We start from the raw sequence: 18,725 nt of genomic DNA, 5'->3' as shown, positions 1-18,725 counted from the left end.
ATAACTTTTTTTACCCTTGATAAACTCCAAAAAGCTCTTCAAGTTTTTCTTTTCGGTAGCTAAAGATTTCTTCAAGTTTTGGTTTTACTAAAATTGGATGTACAAGTTGTCCCAGCCATCCCAAAGGGATTTTATAATCAATGATATCTTCCATTTCCACACCCCCTTCAATCTCTTTTATAAAATGTTTATGATGCCATAAAGCATAGGGCCCAAAACGCTGTTCGTCCACAAAATATTCGTTATCCCTAACATGTGTAATCTCGGTGACCCATTTGGTTTTTATGCCCATAACTGGCGTAACTATATATTGAATTATTTGCCCTGGATACATTTCTCGGTCTGCGCCAGAAAGAATATTAAACCCCATATAGTCTGGTGTAATCGTTTTTAGATTTGCTGGGTCCGATAGGAATTGCCATGCTTCCTTTAAAGGAATAGGAAGGTTTTGTTTTTTATGTAACGTATAAATTTTCATGATGGTTAATTGTAAATATAGATGTAGGCATTGAGTGAAGTAGCAATACAAAGCCAAATGATGTAGGGCAGGAGTAGGTATTTCATTTTACTGAGTTTACCATCTCCAAAACTGATGAATAAATAAATGATGAGCAGTGTCAGCATTATAATATTTATCAATGCGAATAGTACCCAATGTTGATTGAAAAACAGAAAATTCCAAGAAATATTTAAAACAACCTGAATGGTAAACAATGTTTTTACGAAGTTGGAATTGCGGATAGTAAACAAATAGCTGAGATACACAGAAAAGCAAATCATAATCAACGTCCAGGACGCACCAAAGACCCATCCTGGTGGTGTCCAAGGGGCTTTGTTTAAAGATATGTACCAGTCTGAAGTAGGACCTTCACCCATCAACAAACTTCCCAAGGCCAAACTCCCGAAGTTGATAATTAGGAAAAGCCCGAAGTAGCCTAGACGACTCATCCTAATCTTGTTTTAAGACGTCTATCTGTTCTAAAATGCGCTGGGCTTCAGCATATTTTTTGTCGCTCTCAGACCGATTGGTAGTCGATAAGCGATGCCAATCTGCCATCAACTTTTCGTATTGGCCTTGAAGCTTTTCGAGTTTTGATTTCTTTTTAAAAAGTCCGAGCATGTTATACGAAATATGAGGTTATTCTTGAGTTGGTTGGTCGTGTAATAGAGTAGAAGTAATCCACTAATTGACCTTTGTCATCGATAAGATATTTTTGAAAATTCCATTTTACCTTAGAGTTCTTCTTTCCGTTATTGGCCTTTTTTGTTAACCATTGGTACAGAGGATGCTGTTGTTTACCTTTGACTTTAACCTTCTCTGTCAGTAAAAAACCGACGCCATAAGTGACTTCGCAAAAATTTTGAATGACTTCAGGACTATCCGGCTCTTGTTTGCCGAATTGATTGCATGGCACTCCGACGACAGCCAATTTTTCAGGATAGGTTTCTTGTAATTCTTGAAGTTCTCGGTACTGCGGTGTAAAGCCACAATGCGAAGCTACATTAACGATTAGGATATGTTTACCTTTAAATTGTTTGAGGTCTACATGTTTTCCTGCTAAATCGTTGATTTGGATGTCGTAAATGCTTGAACGTTCAGTAGAAGCATCATTTGTTAGTTTTTCCATTTTGTCTGAGATGATTTCTACTACGTTCATGATTATTTATACTTTAAGGTTGACGATGCCACAATCCATTTCAAAAATTTGCCCTGAGATGGAGTTCGCTTTTTCAGAAATTAAAAAACTCGCCATTTCTGCAACTTCCTTAGGGTCTAGGAACTTTTTTTTATGGATGGCGCTCTTTCATATTGTCAATCTGCTTCTCGTTTCTCAACAGTTTAGACGCTAAATCCGTATCCGTCACCGTTGGTGCAATAGCATTAACTCTTATGGTGGGCGCCAATTCAGCGCCTAAAGATTTGGTTAAGCCTTCTACACCTGATTTGGCCACTGCTACACTCGCATGGAACGGCATTCCCATTTTAGTCGCTACTGTACTAAACATCAATATTGAAGGGTTGTTCCCCTTTTTTAATGCGGGCAAATATTTCTGAATCGCTTTAACGGCACCCAAAACATTGATATCAAAATCCGATTGAAAATCGTCAATACTCAATCGGTTAATGGGCTTCAAATTTATACTCCCAGGACAATAGATTAAGGTGTCAGCCTCTTCAATATCTGGTAATTCATCTTTAGTGACGTCGCACTGATGATGTGTTAAATTTTGATGCTCGGTTTCTGGTGCAGACCTACTGATATTAACAATATCATTATCAGAAACCAAGGCATTGACAATAGCATTACCAATGCCTTTGCTTCCTCCAACTACTATTAATCTACCCATTAGGCCGCTGTTAATGGACGACCTTTGAGACGTTTTTCAATCTTCTGCTTTATCACAGTTAAACGCTTCATAAGGTCCATTAATTTGGCATCTTTTTTCTGCTTGTAAATTTCATTGACACCTAAAATCAGCTCTTTTGCTTCACGCGCCGCAATGATTCTGTCACTGGTTGTTTTAAAAGAAAACTTTCTGGTTTCAAACGCTTTTGCTTTTTCGATTATTCCCATGGCTTAATTATTTATGTAGTTATGTAATTCTAAAATTTTCTCAGACGTATTAAAGCTACCTCCGTAATATGTGGTTACTGTTGCTGAGGTATCGTCTTTAACACCTCGTGACGAAACACACAAGTGTTTTGCATCAATGATCACAGCGACATCTTCAGTTTCTAAGACGGTTTTTAACTCGTCTGCAATTTGATTCGTTAAACGCTCCTGAACTTGCGGACGCTTGGCATAATACTGCACGATTCTATTCAATTTTGAAAGCCCAATCACCTTACCTGAAGATTTATAGGCAATATGAGCCTTCCCAATAATAGGAACGAAGTGATGCTCACAGTTTGAATAGAAGGTTATATTTTTCTCAACCAACATTTGGTTGTATTGATATTTATTGTCGAATAAAGCGACCTTTGGTTTATTAGCTGGGTCTAAGCCCGAAAAGATTTCTTCAACATACATTTTTGCTACGCGGTCTGGCGTTCCGCTTAACGAATCATCTGTAAGGTCTAAGCCTAGAACATCCATAATTTCTGAAAATAAGATGGAAATACGACGCTTTTTTTCTTCATTTGGCATATCGAAAGCGTTAGCCTTCATTGGCGTCTCTAAACTTGTAAATAAATGGTCGTCACCTATGTCTTCTAATGTGAATCCATTAAGTTTTTGACTATTTGGTTTGGAAATTGTTTTTGTTTTCATTGTGTCTTTTTTACGTGCTGTCTTTAAGGACTCCAAATCTTAAATCAAAGCACTGGTTTATCGTTTTGAAATAGAGTTATGTGTAATGGTTCTTTGACGTGAGCATTTAAATCGCCCTTCATCAAAATTTCTTTTATTCTTATGTTTAGTTGCCCTTCCTTGAACGCGCTTACGCCAAAGTTTGAAACTACTTAGTTTCAATTCTTGTCGCATCAATTCAATGACCTCTTGCTCTTTTAATCCAAACTGATATTGAATTGCATCGAACGTTGTTCTGTCTTCCCATGCCATTTCTATAATGCGGTCTATCTCACGCTGGTTTAAATCCATAGAGCTGTTGGCATTTCATATTGTTCGTCATACTTTACTTTTTCAGCCAAAAGACGGTCAAAAAACCGCTTATTCTCTCTAAAGGTTTTATTATTTGCAAAGTGAATAAATTTCCCTTGTGCATGAATGCTGGCACCATTGACTTTATACAACACCAATTGATAAAACGGAATTACCCATGTAAAGTTTTTATGCCCTTTTGTAATCCTCACTAAAATACCTTTTGGGCGCAATTCAATACTAGCGTAATTTATGTCTGAAACAACGTTTAATATCATATTCATGTTTGGACTCACTTCACTTACAATCATACGCTTTGAGCCCACACCGTTCATACGCAATTTCTGTACCAAGCTATATGGCTTACCAACTATGTCAGCAATGATTTGCTTTTGGTCTTTTTCGTGATGTGTTGTATTAAGAAGCATAGTACTCAAATCTACGTAATGTTTAATCTTTTTTAATAAACATTAAACAATAATTAACATTTGATAAAATTAGATTCTAAAATTGCAATAAATGATGTTGAATTGTGAACCCTAAAGGGTAAATAATGAGTCGTAAGAAACAGAATTATCTTACGTATTGACAAAATCATGATATCTAGACACTTTTCTAGTAGTTCTCTGGGTGAGAAATGATATTCTTTGCGCGTTCTTTCATGGCTTCGATATCAGCGGATTTCATCTTATCCATAACGCCATACATTAAACCCATACGACGGTTATTGGAGAGTTCGTTGCGCTTATCATCCAAAAAATTCCAGTATAAACTATTAAATGGACAGGCATCGTCGCCGACTTTTTTATTTTTATTGTAATGGCAACTTTGGCAGTAGTTGCTCATTTTGTCAATATACTTTCCTGAAGATACATAAGGTTTGGTGGCTATGAGACCACCATCCGCATACTGGCTCATTCCTCGGGTATTGGTCAGTTGAACCCATTCTAAAGCATCAATGTAAATTCCCAAGTACCAAGCATCAACCTCGTCTGGATGGCATTGGGTTAGCAAAGCGTAATTACCAGTAATCATTAAGCGCTGAATGTGATGGGCATAGGCATTATCTAGAGAGTTGTTGATGGCTTGGTGCATGCAATTCATCTTGGTATTTCCCGTCCAATAGAAATCGGGTAGCGGATTAGTATTATTCAGTTCGTTTTTGGTTTTGTAATCGGGCATCAAGGCCCAATACATGCCACGCATATATTCGCGCCAGCCTATGATTTGCCTTACAAAACCTTCAACTTGTGAAATATGAATGTCGGATGTATTATCGTAATAATAGTTAAGCACCTTATCTACGACTTCCCTTGGACTCACTAATTTGATGTTCATGGCGAAGGAAATTCGCGAGTGAAACAAGTACACTTCGTCTGTATGCATCGCATCCTGAAAATCCCCAAAATGCACCAATAAATAATCACAGAAATACTGTAATTGCTCCAAGGCTTGCTCCCGATTGATAGGATAACTAAAGGTTTTCTGATTAAAACGCCCCATGGTTTTAATGTCTGAAGATTCAATCAGCTGGACAATGTCTTCCACATCATTGATAAACCATTTGTAATGTGGAATATCACCTTTACCAGTCCATTTTTTGCGATTACTATGGTCGTAATTCCATTTACCGCCTTCGGGCTCTTTGCCGAGCATGAGAATGTCTTCTTTCTTTCGCATGTTACGATAAAAGGATTCCATCAGGTAGGTTTTCTTGCCTTTAAAGAAATCTTTTAAATCGTCACGCTTGGTGTAAAAATGTTCTGTATCAAAAGCTTCGGATTCGATTTCGAAGTTTTTACAAATCGACTTTAACTGCGCATCCAATCTATATTCATCAGGGAGTTGGTACTCGAATTTTTGAATTTTATGCTCCTTGATTAAGAGGTTTAGATTTTGTTCTAAATCTTGCGTATTATTCTTATCATCTAGTTTGAAGTAAACCACCTTGTGACCTGCCTCTTCCAACTGTTTCGCAAATGCGCGCATCGAGGCAAAGAAGCCTATGATTTTTTGAATATGATGTACGACGTAATCGGTCTCCTGTCGCATTTCGAATAAACAATAGACCACATCATCGTTAGTGTCTTTAAACCAAGAATGCTGTTGGTTAAGCTGGTCGCCGAGTATAAGTCTAAGTGTTTTCAAACTATTATTTAAAAAAGTTTAGGTTGTAGCCACAGATTCCTGAATTTCCCTTGTCCGTCGTAACGTTCCGCTTGCAAATCCACATTAAAAACACGGTCTCTTGGGTCGTTACCAACGCCGGCAACATATAACCAATTGCCGTAATTGCTATGCACGTCATAATCGAGTAGGAGCGACTCAAAATAGGAAGCTCCGATACGCCAATCAAGATTAAGGGTCTTTGCAAAATACGAGGCTACATTTTGACGCCCGCGATTACTCATCCATCCTGTGTGTTTGATTTCTAACATATTGGCGTTGACAAAATCGGAATTTGTTTCTCCATCAATCCATTGCTGAATCAATCGTTCATCCGTTTCCCAATGATAGTCTTTATCTAAAATACCGCTTAACTGAAAAATTGAATTTCCGTGCTTTAACGAAATGTACTTAAAGAAATCTCGCCAAATCAGTTCAAAAATCAGCCAATACGTACTTTGGTTTTTAAAATGTTCTTGTTCAAATGCCTTCACATTTTCGAAAATTGTTCTTGCCGAAATGCCACCATTAGCCAACCATGGCGAAAACTTGGAACTGTAATTCGTCCCCACCAAACCGTTTCGTGTTTTTTTATAGACGCCCAATTTTTTCGTTTTGAAAAAATAGTTGTCTAATCTCGCATTTGCAGAGGTGTTACCACCTTGAAATGGGAAAGCCGAACTGGGATGCGTTTGAAAATCCTCAAATCCTAAATCTTCAAGTGTAGGGATGGCTGGTGTTTCATGAGGTTTAAGAGTTTTTTGTTTGGATGGTTTTGGAAGGGTCGGTCTAACTTTGACTTTCTTTTCTACTGACTTCCTGAAGTTGGTAAACACTTTCGGGATGTTTGAAAAATCTTCGGAAACAGCGTCATCTGGATGGAACAGAAATTGGTCGTAAAAGGATTCAAACTTAACATCATCATCCACAGCCATTCTTACTTTAGTCTCAATGGATTTTTCTTCAGACGTCCATTCGTTTTGAAAGTAAATGGTATTGATGTCAAATTTCTCAACGAGTCTTTGTATCGCTTTTTCAGAAGCTTCATGCAACACGAAAAGGGGAATGTTTAAAGCTTCCAATTCAGACTTTAAATCTGAAAGGCTTTCCAACAGAAACTTCGCCCTGAATTTTCCCGTTTTTTGAAAACCAAAAGGACTTTCTTCAAAATAAAAAGGGTCGAGACAGTATACGCCAATAACCCTACCATTGTGTGCGCAAGCTTTATGAAGACTTGTGTTGTCTAGGGTTCTTAGGTCATTTCTAAACCAAACTAATCCGTTGTTTTTTGTTGTCTTTTGCATCGTTCGCTACAATATTTTACGTTGTCCCAATCGCGCTCCCACTTTTTGCGCCAGGCAAAAGGGCGTTGGCAAACGGGGCAAATTTTGGTCGGTAAATCTGATTTTTTTATACCGCGCATCAGGCTTTGGCTAAACGATTTATCATCCCGTTGAAAACAAACCAATGGAATGGCGTTACGGCGTACCAATACAATCTTCCGGCAAGTCCACGAGGCCTGAATGTCGCCGTTTGCATAAGCTTATCGCCTTCAATTTTAAACTCTAACCATGCTTCCCCTGGGAGTTTCATTTCGGCATAGAGTAGAAGTTTCCCTTTTTCTTTATCGGCAAAAATAACGCGCCAAAAATCCAAAGCATCGCCTGCACGGAGGTCTGTGGGATGGCGTCGTCCGCGTCTTAATCCTGTTCCGCCATAGAATTGGTCGACATAACCTCTAATTTTCCAAAGAAATGTGCCGTAGTACCAGCCTGTATTTCCACCAATCGCCCAAATTTTACTAAGTACAGATTCTCTGTTTTTAATCTTTCGGCATTTGTAGTCATTATAACAGCCGTATTTAGGTACATTGATGAAGTTGTGGACGTAGTTTTTCAATCGTCCACTGCTTACGTAGGAATCTTTCCAACTAGAGACAATGCTGTTTTGCTCAATCTTTATGAACGCCAATTCTACCGCTTTTTTGTAATCAACAGGCGTAATGTCTAGTTTTTCGTTAATATCGCTGGGTTTACCGATGATTTCAATTCCCATACTATTGACCAAGGTTCGTGCTAATTTATAGGATGTAGACGTTACAAAATATAACCAGTATGAAGACAGTTTTGGCGTCATTACTGGCACGGTGACTATATAACGTTTCAACCCTCTTATTTCGGCAAATTGTAACAACATCTGCTTGTAGGTCATGATGTCTGGACCAAAAATATCATGCGAGGTGTTATATAAATCTTCACGCCCAAGAGATTTAAACAAATAACTCAAGACATCCCTAACTGCTAATGGTTGTGTTTTAGTGTTTAACCATTTTGGCGTAATCATTACAGGGAGTTTTTCAACTAAATCCCTTATGATTTCAAACGAAGAACTTCCTGAACCGACGATAATCCCAGCTTTAAAAACGGTTAGTGCATAATGGTCAGATTCTAGAGCAGACTCCACATTCTTTCTTGATAATAAATGTTTGGAGAGTTTGGTGTCATTGGTAATACCGCTGAGGTAAATCACCTGTTTAATTGTTGAAGACTCTGCATATGCTTTAAAATTTTGTGCGCATTCTTCTTCCATCCGATGGAACTCTGTTGCCGAATTAGACATGGAATGAATAAGGTAATACCCCGCGTCAACATCCTTGGGGATGTTTTTTAAAGTCTCCGGTTTTAAAAAATCTGCTTCAACGAATTCGATGGAGCCATCGTCATCATCATATTCATTCTGAATCCTTGCAATGTCTCTTACCGGGCATACGATGGTATGACCTTCTTCGAGCAGTAATGGAATAAGCCGTTTACCGATGTAGCCTGTGGCACCTGTGAGAAGAACTTTCATGAGGATTTTGAGAATTCAGGCTTCGGGCGTTGATAGGCCAAGCGTTTTTCTAACTTAGGGATGGCATAGCCGTCTAGCCCATTGATGGTTGCCACGTTGCCCATGCTCAAATCTATAAATCCATCATCCTGTAATAAATCGTCTTGTATGTATACGTTTTGAATTTCACCAATAACGAAGATAGTTCCATTGATTTTTAGGTGATGCTCTTCCACGTACTTCATTTGTAATTGTACGGGCGCATCTTTGACGAAAGGTGCCAAAAAGTTGTTGTGATATTCTTCTTGAAGGTTGGTGGTATTGAATTCCGAAACAGATTTATCATACTTCGCCGAGGTATGATGCGCATCTTCAAGAATGTTTTTATGAATATGATTTATGGTGTAAATCCCTGTTTCTTTGATGTTGTCATACGTATTTCGAGCAACAGTCGTCGGTCGTAAAACAAAACCCAAGAGCGGTGGATTAGAGCCCAAGTGCGTCACAGAACTAAAAACGGCGACGTTGGTATTACCCTTCATGTCTGAGGTACCAATAAGATTGGCCGATTTAAACCCGCTACAACTGTTTATGAGATTGATGCGGTACAAATGGTCCATCTTTTTAAAGTCCGAAATATTAAATTTTTTCATCTATAGGTTGATGAAATTATTGATTTGAACATCTTTGGCCTTTAAATCGAACATGAGATTATACAATCCAAAGAATGTGCGATTTATATAAATAAAATGCTTAGAACCTCTATTACCATTCATATTTCGTAACTCGGTACTTTTTGAATAGCGTTGTCCCATTTCTGAAATTTGGTTAAAGAAATTTGGGTCCGAAAAATCGAAAGTTTCACTATGGAATGGTTGTGTAAATAAACTCAGCAACTCATGAAACATAGCGCTAAAGAAATCGGCCTCTTCTTTGGAGTCTTCAGGTTTAAGAATTTCCAACTGGAATAATTTTTTAGTAAAAAACGCAGGATTCTCAAGACTTTCTTTGGTGGCTAATTCAAAATAAGGAATATAGAAATCTTCAGGAATGGTTTTCATACAACCAAAATCCAAAACGATTAACTCACCTTCTTTAGAAATTAAAAAGTTACCAGGATGTGGGTCGGCATGGACCTTTCTCAAATTATGTATTTGAAACATATAAAAGTCCCACAAGGCTTGCCCCAATCGATTGGAAACCTCTTGGTTGGTATTGTGTGCCACAAATTCTGAAAGATGTTCCCCTTCCATGTAATCCATGGTTAGAATGCGTTCAGATGAATATTCAGGATAATAATCTGGAAATCTCAAATTAGGAATGTGCTTGCAAGCATCAGCAATTTCCTGGCTTTGTTGCAACTCTAAAACATAGTTGGTTTCTTCGGTCAATTTGTTTTCAACCTCTTTAAAGTACTTGTCGGAATCCTTGCCTTTAATGTTGAACATTTTAATGGCAATGGGTTTTACCAAAGCTAAATCTGAAGCAATACTTTCTGCAACCCCAGGATATTGGATTTTCACAGCAAATTTTCTCCCGTCCTTCTGCGCCGTATGGACTTGCCCTATACTGGCCGCATTAACTGAGGTTGCATTGAAAGTATCATATAGTTCTTCGGGATGTTTCCCAAAGTATTTTTTAAAAGTTTTTATAACCAATGGCGGTGATAATGGCGGTACGGAAAATTGTGATAAGGAGAATTTTTCCACATAAGCCTGTGGTAGGATACTTTTTTCCATACTCAACATCTGCGCAACTTTTAGCGCACTGCCTTTAAGTTGCTTAAGGCTATCATAGATGTCTTCGGCATTATTTTCATTAAGGCGTTCTTTGGCGTCTTCCTTGGAATTCACCATTTTATCCCCATAGTATTTTAGGTAATTCACCCCAACCTTGGCGCCCGTAGTCACTAGTTTTGTCGCTCTAGAAATTTTTGAAATAGGAATACTATCTATAGTTTTCATAAGCTAGGCGCGGACTTTTTCTTTAAATAAAAATTTACCTAAGTCAATAAGACTATGCAGAGGTGTGGTATCCATTAAATCGAAACTGGCTTTTACCGATTTTTCTATAAAAAGGTCTGTTTTTTCAAATGAAGAGGAACTATCGTCCAACCAAAATTTCATCGTCACCAGCAGTTGAAACCATGCCGATTCTTTTAGGCCTCTATCTTGAATTTTGTCTAACTGTTCCTGCTTGAGGTCTAACGTCTTAATGTCTAAAGAACCGATGTAGTTTTTAAAATGCTTTCTTAATTCAGACAATACCTGAAGTGATTTCAATTTGTTTTTGTGACCTTCTAACGCATAAACAACGTAACTTCTATTGGCGGTTAGGTTTTCAAAGAAGGTGAAGTAAAAGCTTAAGAGTTTGTTTCTCGCATGGAAGTTTTTGTAATCCTCGCTTTTGTGTAAGGCATTTACTGTATTTTCAAAAAACGCTACGAAAATGTCTTTTTCCAATCCTGAAAATGAGCCGTAAAACTCATAGAATTTAGATTCTTCAAAATTATGTGTTTTAGCAAAGGCAAATACAGAATGTGGTTTTTGTCCTGTGCTTAGGACGTCGTCCATATAAAATCCTAGAATGTCTTGCTTTGATAATGCTTTCTTTTTGGCCATAAGTCTCTAATATATATGTAAAGATACAATTTGTTTAACTATTAATATTAAAGGTTAAACAAAATTTAACGTTATGAGATAGCAATTCAAAAATAGTGGACTAAAAAGCTCGGATTATTTTATAAAGCGATGAGCACCTATAGCAAGCACAGACCCTAAGAATGGGGCTGTCAAATAAAGCCATAAGTCTTCGAGTTGACCAGAGACAATGGCAGGGGCCAAGGAGCGCACAGGATTCATAGAAGCCTTTGTCATAGGGCCTGCAAACATGGCTTCAAGAAGAATAACCGAACCGACAGCCAAGGCCGCCATGGTGCCTACTTCTTTGCTTCCGGTGGAAACATTGATGATTGTTAACATTAAAAAGAATGTAAGAATTAGCTCCAACACAAAAGCCTTGTAGGGCTCAAATCCTGTAGCAGGATAGCTATGCCCAAAGGATTCACTTTCAGGAAATAAAAACCAAAGCAGAAGAACGGCACCGAATGCACCAAGTGTTTGAAAGAGGATGTATTTAGGCACGTCTTTCCAAGGAAATAAATTTGAAACGGCAAAACCTACGGTCACAGCTGGATTAAAATGTGCGCCAGACCGCTCGCCAAACGCATAAATCATCGCCATAACTATCAGGCCCCAAGTAATGGCCACACCAACATGGGATATGGAACCACCCGTAATTTCATCAATCGTCATGGCACCACAACCACAAAAAATCATGGCAAAAGTTCCTAAGAATTCAGATAGATAACGTTTCATACTGCGAATGTAAGATAATTCGGGACATAGTCATTTTAAGAATTTGTTAACAATCCTAGGCTGTCCTTATGCGTAATTTTGAAGGACTTAAATCACTAACATCTTATTAAAAATGAAAAAATTAGTACTCGCGGTATTTGCCATGACTTTATTGTTTTCGGTAAATGCTCAAATTGAAACGCCACAGCCAAGTCCGTTCACAAAAATTGAACAGAAAGTTGGTTTAACGGATGTCACTCTAGAATACTCTCGTCCAAACATGCGTGGGAGAACTATTTTTGGAGACCTAGTTCCTTATGGAAAACTATGGAGATTGGGAGCCAATGCCAATACAAAAATCACATTTAGCGATGATGTAATGGTTGACGGACAAGAATTAAAAGCAGGGTCTTATGCTGTTTTTGCCACACCAAATGCAAAATCTTGGGATGTTGTATTTTATTCAGATGCCAATAATTGGGGAACACCTAGAGAATGGGATGATTCTAAAGTAGCGGCAAAAACTACTGCGGAAGTTTATCCTTTACCAATGGATATTGAAACATTTACAGTAGGATTTGACGATTTAACTAGTAATTCGGTAAATCTTGGTATGATGTGGGCAAATGTGTACACAGCTGTAAAGATTGATGTCCCAACAGATGCTAAAGTCAGCAAGGCTATCGACGCCACTATGGCTGGGCCATCAGCAGGTGATTATTATGCGGCCGCGGTTTACTATTTATCTGAAGATAAAGACATTAATAAGGCCAATCAATGGATGGAAAAAGCGATGTCTATGACTGAAAAACCAGCGTTTTGGCAGTTAAGACAACAGTCTTTAATCTATGCTAAAATGGGCGATAAGAAAAAAGCAATCGCCACTGCTAAGCTTTCTCTTGAAGGTGCAAAAGCTAGAGGAAATGCAGACTACGTTAAAATGAATGAAGACTCTTTAAAAGAGTGGGGCGCAATGTAAATTGAGAGCTTATGATATTGAAAAAACGCAACCTGAGAGGGTTGCGTTTTTTGTTTATAACCCAATGTCATTCTGTCCCGAAACTTCGGGGTTGATTCAGAATCTCTTGAAAATAAGTAAGTCGAGATGCTGAAACGAGTTCAGCATGACAATACTCTAATCTAAAGTACTGTTTCTGTTTTGTTTCTCATTGTCACCTGAAGCATCAGCGCAATCATAATAACTAACAAACAACCAAATAAATTTAACCATAAGTAAGGCATCCAATCATACCACCAACCGATTACGACAATAGCTTGAGTGATTAAAGCGGCAATGAATACAGCATTGGCTTTAACCATTTTGAAGAAAAAGGCTAATAAGAAAATACCGAGCACATTCCCATAGAATATGGAGCCGATGATGTTAACGAGCTGAATCAAATTTTCTGCTAAGTCTGCAAAACAAGCAATAATTATAGCCATAATTCCCCAACCTAGTGTAAACCACTTAGTCATTTTAACCATGTGGGCGTCGTCCTTTTCGCCTTTCACATTTCTGCCATACAAATCAACTGACGTAATTGTAGCCAAGGCATTGATTTCTGAAGCAGTGGATGACATAGCGGCGGATAGAATTACAGCAATGAGTAATCCTATAAGTCCTACAGGAAGGTGTCTCAACACAAATCGGATGAACATATAATCTCTGTCGTTCGTTTGTGTATCCTTTGCGGCGTCTTTGTAAAGTGATGTTAATTCAGCACGACTATTGACATAGGCTTCAGATTCGGGGTCTAAACCGTTTAATTTATTTTGTAAGGTTGAGTAACTCGTCGCATAATCGGGGTCAATCGCTTTTTTGATTAAGAATTTGGCTTCCAAACGATGTGCTCGGTCAGTACTGTCCAATAGCATCATTTGTTTTCTAACACTAGTATTCTCAGGATTGTTAGCAAGCGCCATGTTCAATTCCTGTTTTTCCAAATAGAGCGTGTTTTGTCTTTCCTGAAGATTTCTGTAATCATCAGCATATTTTGAAGTCAATACTTTTTCCGTAGAGGCATCAATAAAGTTCAGTGGTGACGGATTGAATTGATAAAACACAAAAACCATAACACCAACCAGCAATATGAAAAACTGCATCGGCACTTTTAAAAGACCATTAAAAATGAGGCCCATTTGCATTTCCTTCATGCTTCGACCAGAGAGATAACGTTGTACCTGACTTTGATCTGTCCCGAAATATGAGAGCATCAAAAATGTACCACCTATCAATCCTGTCCAAATGGTGTATCTATTTTCCAAATCGAATGAAAAATCCAAGACCTCCATACGTCCGTTGGCACCTGCAATATCAAGGGCATCTGTAAAGGAAACTTCATCAGGAATTAAATTCAAAATAATGAATAATGCGGCGAGCATTCCTGCAAAAATCACAAACATTTGTTGTTTCTGTGTCACTGTTACTGCCTTTGTTCCTCCAGAAACAGTGTAAATAATGACTAAAACACCGATAATGATATTCAAATAGATGATGTTAATATCAAGTACAATAGACAGAATAATGGCTGGAGCGAAAATGGTAATCCCAGCGGCCAAGCCACGTTGTATGAGGAATAAGATGGCCGTTAGACTTCGGGTTTTTAAATCGAATCGATTTTCCAAAAATTCATAGGCTGTATAGACTTTTAATCTGTGATACAAAGGAATAAAGACCAAGCAAATGATAACCATGGCAATCGGCAACCCAAAGTAAAATTGTACAAAGCCCATACCGTCCGAAAAGGCTTGGCCTGTTGTCGATAAGAAAGTAATGGCACTGGCTTGTGTTGCCATAACGGATAAACCTATGGTCCACCATTTTGTAGAATTTCCGCCTTTAATGTAATCCTCGGCAGATTTGTTATTGCGTGTTTTCCAGGTCCCGTAACCTACAATGGTCAATAATGTTGCTGTGAGTACGAGCCAATCAATCCAGTTTAATGTCATAATTAAAACGCTTTCATGATAAGGTAAAACGCAATAATATAGCAAAGGTTAGCCACCAAAACGATGGTATAGACCTTTTGCCAAGGCTGTCTGGGTTGGTGTTGTTCGCTCATATTAGTCGTTTAGTTTTTGGTCGGTTTTAATGGTATTCTTTCCTGCGGATACCAGGTTGGCAAATAGACGATACGCGCCAGAAACTCCTGCTGGAAATTCCCTAAAGAAACTCAATCCGGTGTAGATATAATTACCTTTTCCGTATTTAGCAACGACTAAAGCACCTTCCTTTTTGGTCTCGCCCTTATCGTTTGATGCTAGTAATGGCGTATACTCATCGGACCATTCATCAGGAAAATAAAGGCCTCGTTCTTGTACCCAGCCTTCAAAATCTTTTTCTGTGATTTTATTTGGGTAGTTGAGAATAGGGTGATTAGAGTCTAGGATTTCAATTGGAGCATTTTCATCGGTCACACGGTCACGCGATAATTTTAGTTCATAAGGCGCAAAGTCTGGTACTAAAACCCGATGCCTAGTATTGTATTGAACAACCATATTCCCGCCATTCTCTACAAATTCTAATAAATATTTATTCTTGAATTTTAATTCCTCAACGGTGTTGTAGGCTCTAATTCCGAGAACCACGGCATCAAATTGCACTAGATTTTCGGGTGTGATTTGCTCAGGTTGAAGGACAGTGACGTTATATCCGATTTGTCGTAAACTTTCTGGAACTACATCGCCGGCGCCTTCTATGTAAGCGATTTTATGATTTCCTGTCTGAATGTCCAACCGAACGACTTTACTTTCAGCAGGTAACAATACCGTCTGAAACGGAATATGACTGTAATCAATTTCTACGAGTTCTTTGCTGTACGTTTTTCCGTCTAAAGTCACTTTTGGGGAAATAACACCTTCGCTTTGGTTCTTAGGTGGTACAACAGTGAACGTGAAGGTTTGAATATCGCTTTTATTAGCAATAGACACGTTTTGACTTTCAGGATACACCGTCCAATCATTTGGATATTTAAGGCTTACCGTTCCAGCAATGTCGTTTTTTCCGGCTTTTACTGTGACTTCGATTTGTTTTTCCTTGTCATTTTCAAAAATGAAAACCTTGTCTTTTATGCTTGCTGTTACTGGCGGTATTATTTCGAATGGGCGGTACAATTCACCTTTGTCAGGTTTTGAGTAGCGATGCACCACAGGTTTGGTAAAGTCAATCGGAGTGCCATTTATCGTTAAATAAAAGGTCATGTTTACAGCGCGTGGCGTTTCTGGTTTTCCGATCAGTTTTCGGTCGTTAACCTTATACATGCCTAACGAGCCTTTTTCGTTGAGCCAATACGGCGAAGTGTAGTCCAAATTTTCAGACAGGGTAATAGCCTCATCAATATTTATGCGGTCATTGGGCGCCATTTCTATGTTTTTTTCGATAGTGCCATCAAGCGATGTGATGCTGTAAGCGATTAATTTTATGTCAGCATTACTTCGATTTAAGGCTTCGATTTTAATGTCAACTTTATCATTTTGTGTCGCTGTTGGCATGGTTGCCGAGGCTTCGAGATACAATCCTGCAACAGCTTTAATGATTGTTTTAAGCTCCTTGGTCTTAATGGCTTTCCAATGCTTGTCTTTTGCGTTTTGAAGTAAACTGTACGCCTGAAGTAATTCAGGAAGATGTGAAGCTGGATTAGCAAAATTAAAGTCGTTTTCAATTGGTTTCAAAATGTTGGCGATGGCTTGTCCGCCTGCAATTCTATTCCAACTTGTATCGATACCTTCAAAAATATTGGATTCACTTTGTGACTCATCGCCTTTCAGAAATTCGAGATATTCGTTTTGTGACCCTCGTTGAGAGAGACGTCCAAAACCTTGGCACAAATGCTGACTACTAGCTAAGGATGCGACTTCGTTATTAGACATGCCTTTCAACGGATAATATACTCCGATATCAAAGGTGACACGGTTTTCGGCATTGGCTTTGTCAAAATCCTCACGATTTCTGTAGAACCAAGGTGTGGTGTTAAAATAGATGCGTTTAGGTTGCCAAGTGTCGGTATATTGCAATTGGTCAGAATATTTAGAGGCATCGCTTGCAATGTCAAAAGCTTCAATGCTCAACATCGCTGAACTGGTGTGATGGCCGTGCGTGGTACCGGGTGTTCTGTGGTCAAAACGGTTAATAATCACATCTGGTTTAAAGGTTCTTATCGCCCAAACGACGTCCGAAAGGACTTTGTCTTTATTCCAAATACTTAAGGTTTCATCGGGATGTTTGGAGAAGCCGAAATCATTAGCTCGGGTAAAAAGTTGCTCGCCACCGTCAATGCTTCTGGCACGTAATAATTCTTGTGTTCGCATTAAGCCTAAAAGTTCTCGCAACTCAGGTCCGATAAGGTTTTGCCCGCCGTCTCCACGTGTTAGGGACAAGTATGCTGTTCTTGCTTTTTCTTGGTTGGCCATGTAGGCAATGAGGCGGGTGTTCTCATCATCTGGATGAGCGGCCACATAAAGCACAGAAGCCAAAACATTGAGTTTTTGGACGGCTTCGTAAATTTCAGAGGAATTGAGTTTTTTGGGTTGTTGGGCGTTTAGCGTGAATAAACTGCAGATAAATAATATAATGCAGAGCCTATAGTTGAGCATTGAAGATAAGTCTTAGTGTTGCTCAAATATACTAAAGATACTAGGGTAGGATGGCGATTTAGATTTTCTTTAACGGTTTTGTTTTACAGCCATTTTCTGCGTTTAAAATAGATTACCAAGCCGATAAACATGAGAATCATTACGCCCCAAAGCACAAAATAGCCATTGCGGTATTGTAACTCTGGGATGTATTCAAAATTCATCCCATAAATCCCTGCGATAAAGGTCAGTGGAATAAAAATGGTAGAAATAATCGTTAGTACTTTCATGACTTCGTTCATCCGATTGCTGACTGTGGTCATGTACATGTCCATTAAACTCCAAATCATTTCGCGATAAATATCTATATTCTCGGATACTTGAATTAAATGGTCGTAAACATCTCTAAAATAGGTAACTGTACGTTTTTGAATGAGGGGGTGCTCTGTTTTTTCAATCCGACTTACCACTTCACGAAGTGGAAAAATAGCACGACGTACTTTAAGGATTTCACGCTTTAATTGTTGGACTTCAATATTGATATCTTCGCGAGCCGTTCCTGCAAATAATTCGGTTTCTAAATCTTCAATTTTGTTGCCCAAGGTTTCAATTATGCTGAAATAATGGTCGACAATGGAATCCATTAAGGCATACAAGAGATAGTCCGCTTTCTGCGTCCGAATACGTCCTTTTGCCATACGCAGTCGGTCACGAATAGAGTTAAATACGTCGCCTTCGGCTTCCTGAAATGAAATTACATAGTTTTTTCCCATGACCAAGCTGACTTGCTCAATGACCATGTTCTCTCCATTCTCATCGTAATACAACATCTTTAAAACTACAAAAATGTAGTCTTCGTATTCGTCAATTTTTGGACGCTGACTTGTGTTTACAATATCTTCTAGCACCAGGGGATGCAAACAATAGTGCGCGCCAATGGTTTCAATTTCTTCGGTGAAATTTAGACCATTGACATTTATCCAAGTAATGGAATCGGTGTCCCTGAATAATTTGGCATCGTTGATGTCAATGATTTGGGTCTCTTCAAGTCGGTCTGTGTTATAATCAAACGAATCAATTTTTAAAAGAACTTTATCTTTTTTTCCGGTGTAAATAAGGGTTCCAGGAACTTGGCCAATGTGTTTTTTGGCATCGTCTGTCTTTTTTCGACTGGTCTTTTTTCGTTTTAACATGGACTTAA

The 18,725-nt window shown here is 38.5% G+C and carries 20 protein-coding genes and 1 pseudogene; 1 reads left to right on the top strand and 20 read right to left on the bottom strand.

Features of this window, described 5'->3' with window-relative positions:
- Positions 1-10 precede the first annotated feature (10 nt).
- From ACFOSX_RS00520 to ACFOSX_RS00440, 17 genes and pseudogenes are all read right to left on the bottom strand, one after another.
- Positions 11-478, bottom strand: coding sequence for an SRPBCC family protein (locus tag ACFOSX_RS00520; RefSeq protein ID WP_386095927.1), 468 nt, complete (start codon positions 476-478; stop codon positions 11-13).
- Positions 479-483: 5 nt separating this feature from the next.
- Entirely contained in the window at positions 484-948 is a 465-nt protein-coding gene (locus ACFOSX_RS00515) for a TspO/MBR family protein (protein ID WP_386095925.1), read from the bottom strand.
- 1 nt (position 949) lies between these two features.
- Positions 950-1,120, bottom strand: a complete 171-nt coding sequence (locus ACFOSX_RS00510) for a Lacal_2735 family protein (protein ID WP_386095923.1) — start codon at positions 1,118-1,120, stop codon at positions 950-952.
- Position 1,121: 1 nt separating this feature from the next.
- The gene (locus ACFOSX_RS00505; RefSeq protein WP_386095987.1) at positions 1,122-1,628 is read right to left on the bottom strand and encodes a glutathione peroxidase; all 507 of its coding nucleotides are present in this window, start codon (positions 1,626-1,628) and stop codon (positions 1,122-1,124) included.
- 36 nt (positions 1,629-1,664) lie between these two features.
- Positions 1,665-2,349: pseudogene (locus ACFOSX_RS00500) on the bottom strand (SDR family NAD(P)-dependent oxidoreductase).
- On the bottom strand, positions 2,349-2,576 hold the full coding sequence (locus ACFOSX_RS00495; protein WP_386095921.1) for a hypothetical protein: 228 nt from the start codon (positions 2,574-2,576) through the stop codon (positions 2,349-2,351). The pseudogene ACFOSX_RS00500 and the gene ACFOSX_RS00495 overlap by 1 nt, the downstream one beginning before the upstream one ends.
- 3 nt (positions 2,577-2,579) lie before the next feature.
- The gene (folE, locus tag ACFOSX_RS00490) at positions 2,580-3,272 is read right to left on the bottom strand and encodes a GTP cyclohydrolase I FolE (RefSeq protein ID WP_386095919.1); all 693 of its coding nucleotides are present in this window, start codon (positions 3,270-3,272) and stop codon (positions 2,580-2,582) included.
- A gap of 57 nt (positions 3,273-3,329) precedes the next feature.
- Positions 3,330-3,602, bottom strand: coding sequence for a TIGR03643 family protein (locus tag ACFOSX_RS00485; RefSeq protein ID WP_386095917.1), 273 nt, complete (start codon positions 3,600-3,602; stop codon positions 3,330-3,332).
- Positions 3,593-4,030 (bottom strand): hypothetical protein, encoded by a 438-nt coding sequence (locus tag ACFOSX_RS00480; RefSeq protein ID WP_386095915.1) that lies wholly within the window; start codon positions 4,028-4,030, stop codon positions 3,593-3,595. Before ACFOSX_RS00480 ends, ACFOSX_RS00485 begins: the two co-directional genes overlap by 10 nt.
- Positions 4,031-4,217: 187 nt before the next feature.
- Entirely contained in the window at positions 4,218-5,750 is a 1,533-nt protein-coding gene (locus ACFOSX_RS00475; RefSeq protein ID WP_386095913.1) for a cryptochrome/photolyase family protein, read from the bottom strand.
- 8 nt (positions 5,751-5,758) lie between these two features.
- A complete protein-coding gene (locus ACFOSX_RS00470; protein WP_386095911.1) occupies positions 5,759-7,072 on the bottom strand; it encodes a DASH family cryptochrome in 1,314 nt (437 codons plus the stop codon).
- Positions 7,042-7,191 (bottom strand): DUF2256 domain-containing protein, encoded by a 150-nt coding sequence (locus tag ACFOSX_RS00465; protein ID WP_386095909.1) that lies wholly within the window; start codon positions 7,189-7,191, stop codon positions 7,042-7,044. Before ACFOSX_RS00465 ends, ACFOSX_RS00470 begins: the two co-directional genes overlap by 31 nt.
- On the bottom strand, positions 7,191-8,618 hold the full coding sequence (locus ACFOSX_RS00460) for an SDR family oxidoreductase (RefSeq protein ID WP_386095907.1): 1,428 nt from the start codon (positions 8,616-8,618) through the stop codon (positions 7,191-7,193). The genes ACFOSX_RS00465 and ACFOSX_RS00460 overlap by 1 nt, the downstream gene beginning before the upstream one ends.
- The gene (locus ACFOSX_RS00455) at positions 8,615-9,250 is read right to left on the bottom strand and encodes a flavin reductase family protein (RefSeq protein ID WP_386095905.1); all 636 of its coding nucleotides are present in this window, start codon (positions 9,248-9,250) and stop codon (positions 8,615-8,617) included. Before ACFOSX_RS00455 ends, ACFOSX_RS00460 begins: the two co-directional genes overlap by 4 nt.
- The gene (locus ACFOSX_RS00450; RefSeq protein ID WP_386095903.1) at positions 9,251-10,561 is read right to left on the bottom strand and encodes an ABC1 kinase family protein; all 1,311 of its coding nucleotides are present in this window, start codon (positions 10,559-10,561) and stop codon (positions 9,251-9,253) included. It lies immediately after the preceding gene.
- A gap of 3 nt (positions 10,562-10,564) precedes the next feature.
- Positions 10,565-11,218, bottom strand: coding sequence for a TetR family transcriptional regulator C-terminal domain-containing protein (locus ACFOSX_RS00445; protein WP_386095901.1), 654 nt, complete (start codon positions 11,216-11,218; stop codon positions 10,565-10,567).
- A gap of 114 nt (positions 11,219-11,332) precedes the next feature.
- Complete coding sequence (locus ACFOSX_RS00440) at positions 11,333-11,983, bottom strand: MIP/aquaporin family protein (RefSeq protein ID WP_386095985.1); 651 nt, start codon at positions 11,981-11,983, stop codon at positions 11,333-11,335.
- Between the two features lie 103 nt (positions 11,984-12,086).
- Between ACFOSX_RS00440 and ACFOSX_RS00435 the strand changes: the two genes are divergently transcribed.
- Positions 12,087-12,932, top strand: coding sequence for a DUF2911 domain-containing protein (locus ACFOSX_RS00435; RefSeq protein WP_386095899.1), 846 nt, complete (start codon positions 12,087-12,089; stop codon positions 12,930-12,932).
- Positions 12,933-13,093: 161 nt separating this feature from the next.
- On the opposite strand, the gene ACFOSX_RS00430 is transcribed toward ACFOSX_RS00435, so the two are convergent.
- From ACFOSX_RS00430 to corA, 3 genes are all read right to left on the bottom strand, one after another.
- Positions 13,094-14,902 carry a sodium:solute symporter gene (locus ACFOSX_RS00430; protein WP_386095897.1) on the bottom strand — a complete coding sequence of 603 codons (1,809 nt, stop codon included), beginning with the start codon at positions 14,900-14,902 and terminating at the stop codon, positions 13,094-13,096.
- A 114-nt stretch (positions 14,903-15,016) separates the two neighbouring features.
- Positions 15,017-17,545 (bottom strand): PIG-L family deacetylase, encoded by a 2,529-nt coding sequence (locus tag ACFOSX_RS00425; protein ID WP_386095895.1) that lies wholly within the window; start codon positions 17,543-17,545, stop codon positions 15,017-15,019.
- Positions 17,546-17,628: 83 nt separating this feature from the next.
- Complete coding sequence (gene corA / locus ACFOSX_RS00420) at positions 17,629-18,717, bottom strand: magnesium/cobalt transporter CorA (protein ID WP_386095893.1); 1,089 nt, start codon at positions 18,715-18,717, stop codon at positions 17,629-17,631.
- Between the last annotated feature and the right edge of the window lie 8 nt (positions 18,718-18,725).

The organism is Winogradskyella maritima (assembly GCF_042650215.1).
GTDB classification, from domain to species: Bacteria; Bacteroidota; Bacteroidia; order Flavobacteriales; family Flavobacteriaceae; genus Winogradskyella; species Winogradskyella maritima.
This window is presented reverse-complemented; position numbering and strand designations above follow the sequence as displayed.

Bases quoted from the DNA above. Each gene is read 5' to 3' on its own strand.
- ACFOSX_RS00445 (WP_386095901.1), bottom strand. From the start codon at position 11,218: ATGGCCAAAAAGAAAGCATTATCAAAGCAAGACATTCTAGGATTTTAT.
- ACFOSX_RS00425 (WP_386095895.1), bottom strand. From the start codon at position 17,545: ATGCTCAACTATAGGCTCTGCATTATATTATTTATCTGCAGTTTATTC.
- ACFOSX_RS00470 (WP_386095911.1), bottom strand. From the start codon at position 7,072: ATGCAAAAGACAACAAAAAACAACGGATTAGTTTGGTTTAGAAATGAC.
- ACFOSX_RS00495 (WP_386095921.1), bottom strand. From the start codon at position 2,576: ATGGGAATAATCGAAAAAGCAAAAGCGTTTGAAACCAGAAAGTTTTCT.
- corA (WP_386095893.1), bottom strand. From the start codon at position 18,717: ATGTTAAAACGAAAAAAGACCAGTCGAAAAAAGACAGACGATGCCAAA.
- ACFOSX_RS00435 (WP_386095899.1), top strand. From the start codon at position 12,087: ATGAAAAAATTAGTACTCGCGGTATTTGCCATGACTTTATTGTTTTCG.
- ACFOSX_RS00520 (WP_386095927.1), bottom strand. From the start codon at position 478: ATGAAAATTTATACGTTACATAAAAAACAAAACCTTCCTATTCCTTTA.
- ACFOSX_RS00515 (WP_386095925.1), bottom strand. From the start codon at position 948: ATGAGTCGTCTAGGCTACTTCGGGCTTTTCCTAATTATCAACTTCGGG.
- ACFOSX_RS00505 (WP_386095987.1), bottom strand. From the start codon at position 1,628: ATGGAAAAACTAACAAATGATGCTTCTACTGAACGTTCAAGCATTTAC.
- ACFOSX_RS00480 (WP_386095915.1), bottom strand. From the start codon at position 4,030: ATGCTTCTTAATACAACACATCACGAAAAAGACCAAAAGCAAATCATT.
- folE (WP_386095919.1), bottom strand. From the start codon at position 3,272: ATGAAAACAAAAACAATTTCCAAACCAAATAGTCAAAAACTTAATGGA.
- ACFOSX_RS00450 (WP_386095903.1), bottom strand. From the start codon at position 10,561: ATGAAAACTATAGATAGTATTCCTATTTCAAAAATTTCTAGAGCGACA.
- ACFOSX_RS00510 (WP_386095923.1), bottom strand. From the start codon at position 1,120: ATGCTCGGACTTTTTAAAAAGAAATCAAAACTCGAAAAGCTTCAAGGC.
- ACFOSX_RS00455 (WP_386095905.1), bottom strand. From the start codon at position 9,250: ATGAAAAAATTTAATATTTCGGACTTTAAAAAGATGGACCATTTGTAC.
- ACFOSX_RS00460 (WP_386095907.1), bottom strand. From the start codon at position 8,618: ATGAAAGTTCTTCTCACAGGTGCCACAGGCTACATCGGTAAACGGCTT.
- ACFOSX_RS00430 (WP_386095897.1), bottom strand. From the start codon at position 14,902: ATGACATTAAACTGGATTGATTGGCTCGTACTCACAGCAACATTATTG.
- ACFOSX_RS00465 (WP_386095909.1), bottom strand. From the start codon at position 7,191: ATGCGCGGTATAAAAAAATCAGATTTACCGACCAAAATTTGCCCCGTT.
- ACFOSX_RS00485 (WP_386095917.1), bottom strand. From the start codon at position 3,602: ATGGATTTAAACCAGCGTGAGATAGACCGCATTATAGAAATGGCATGG.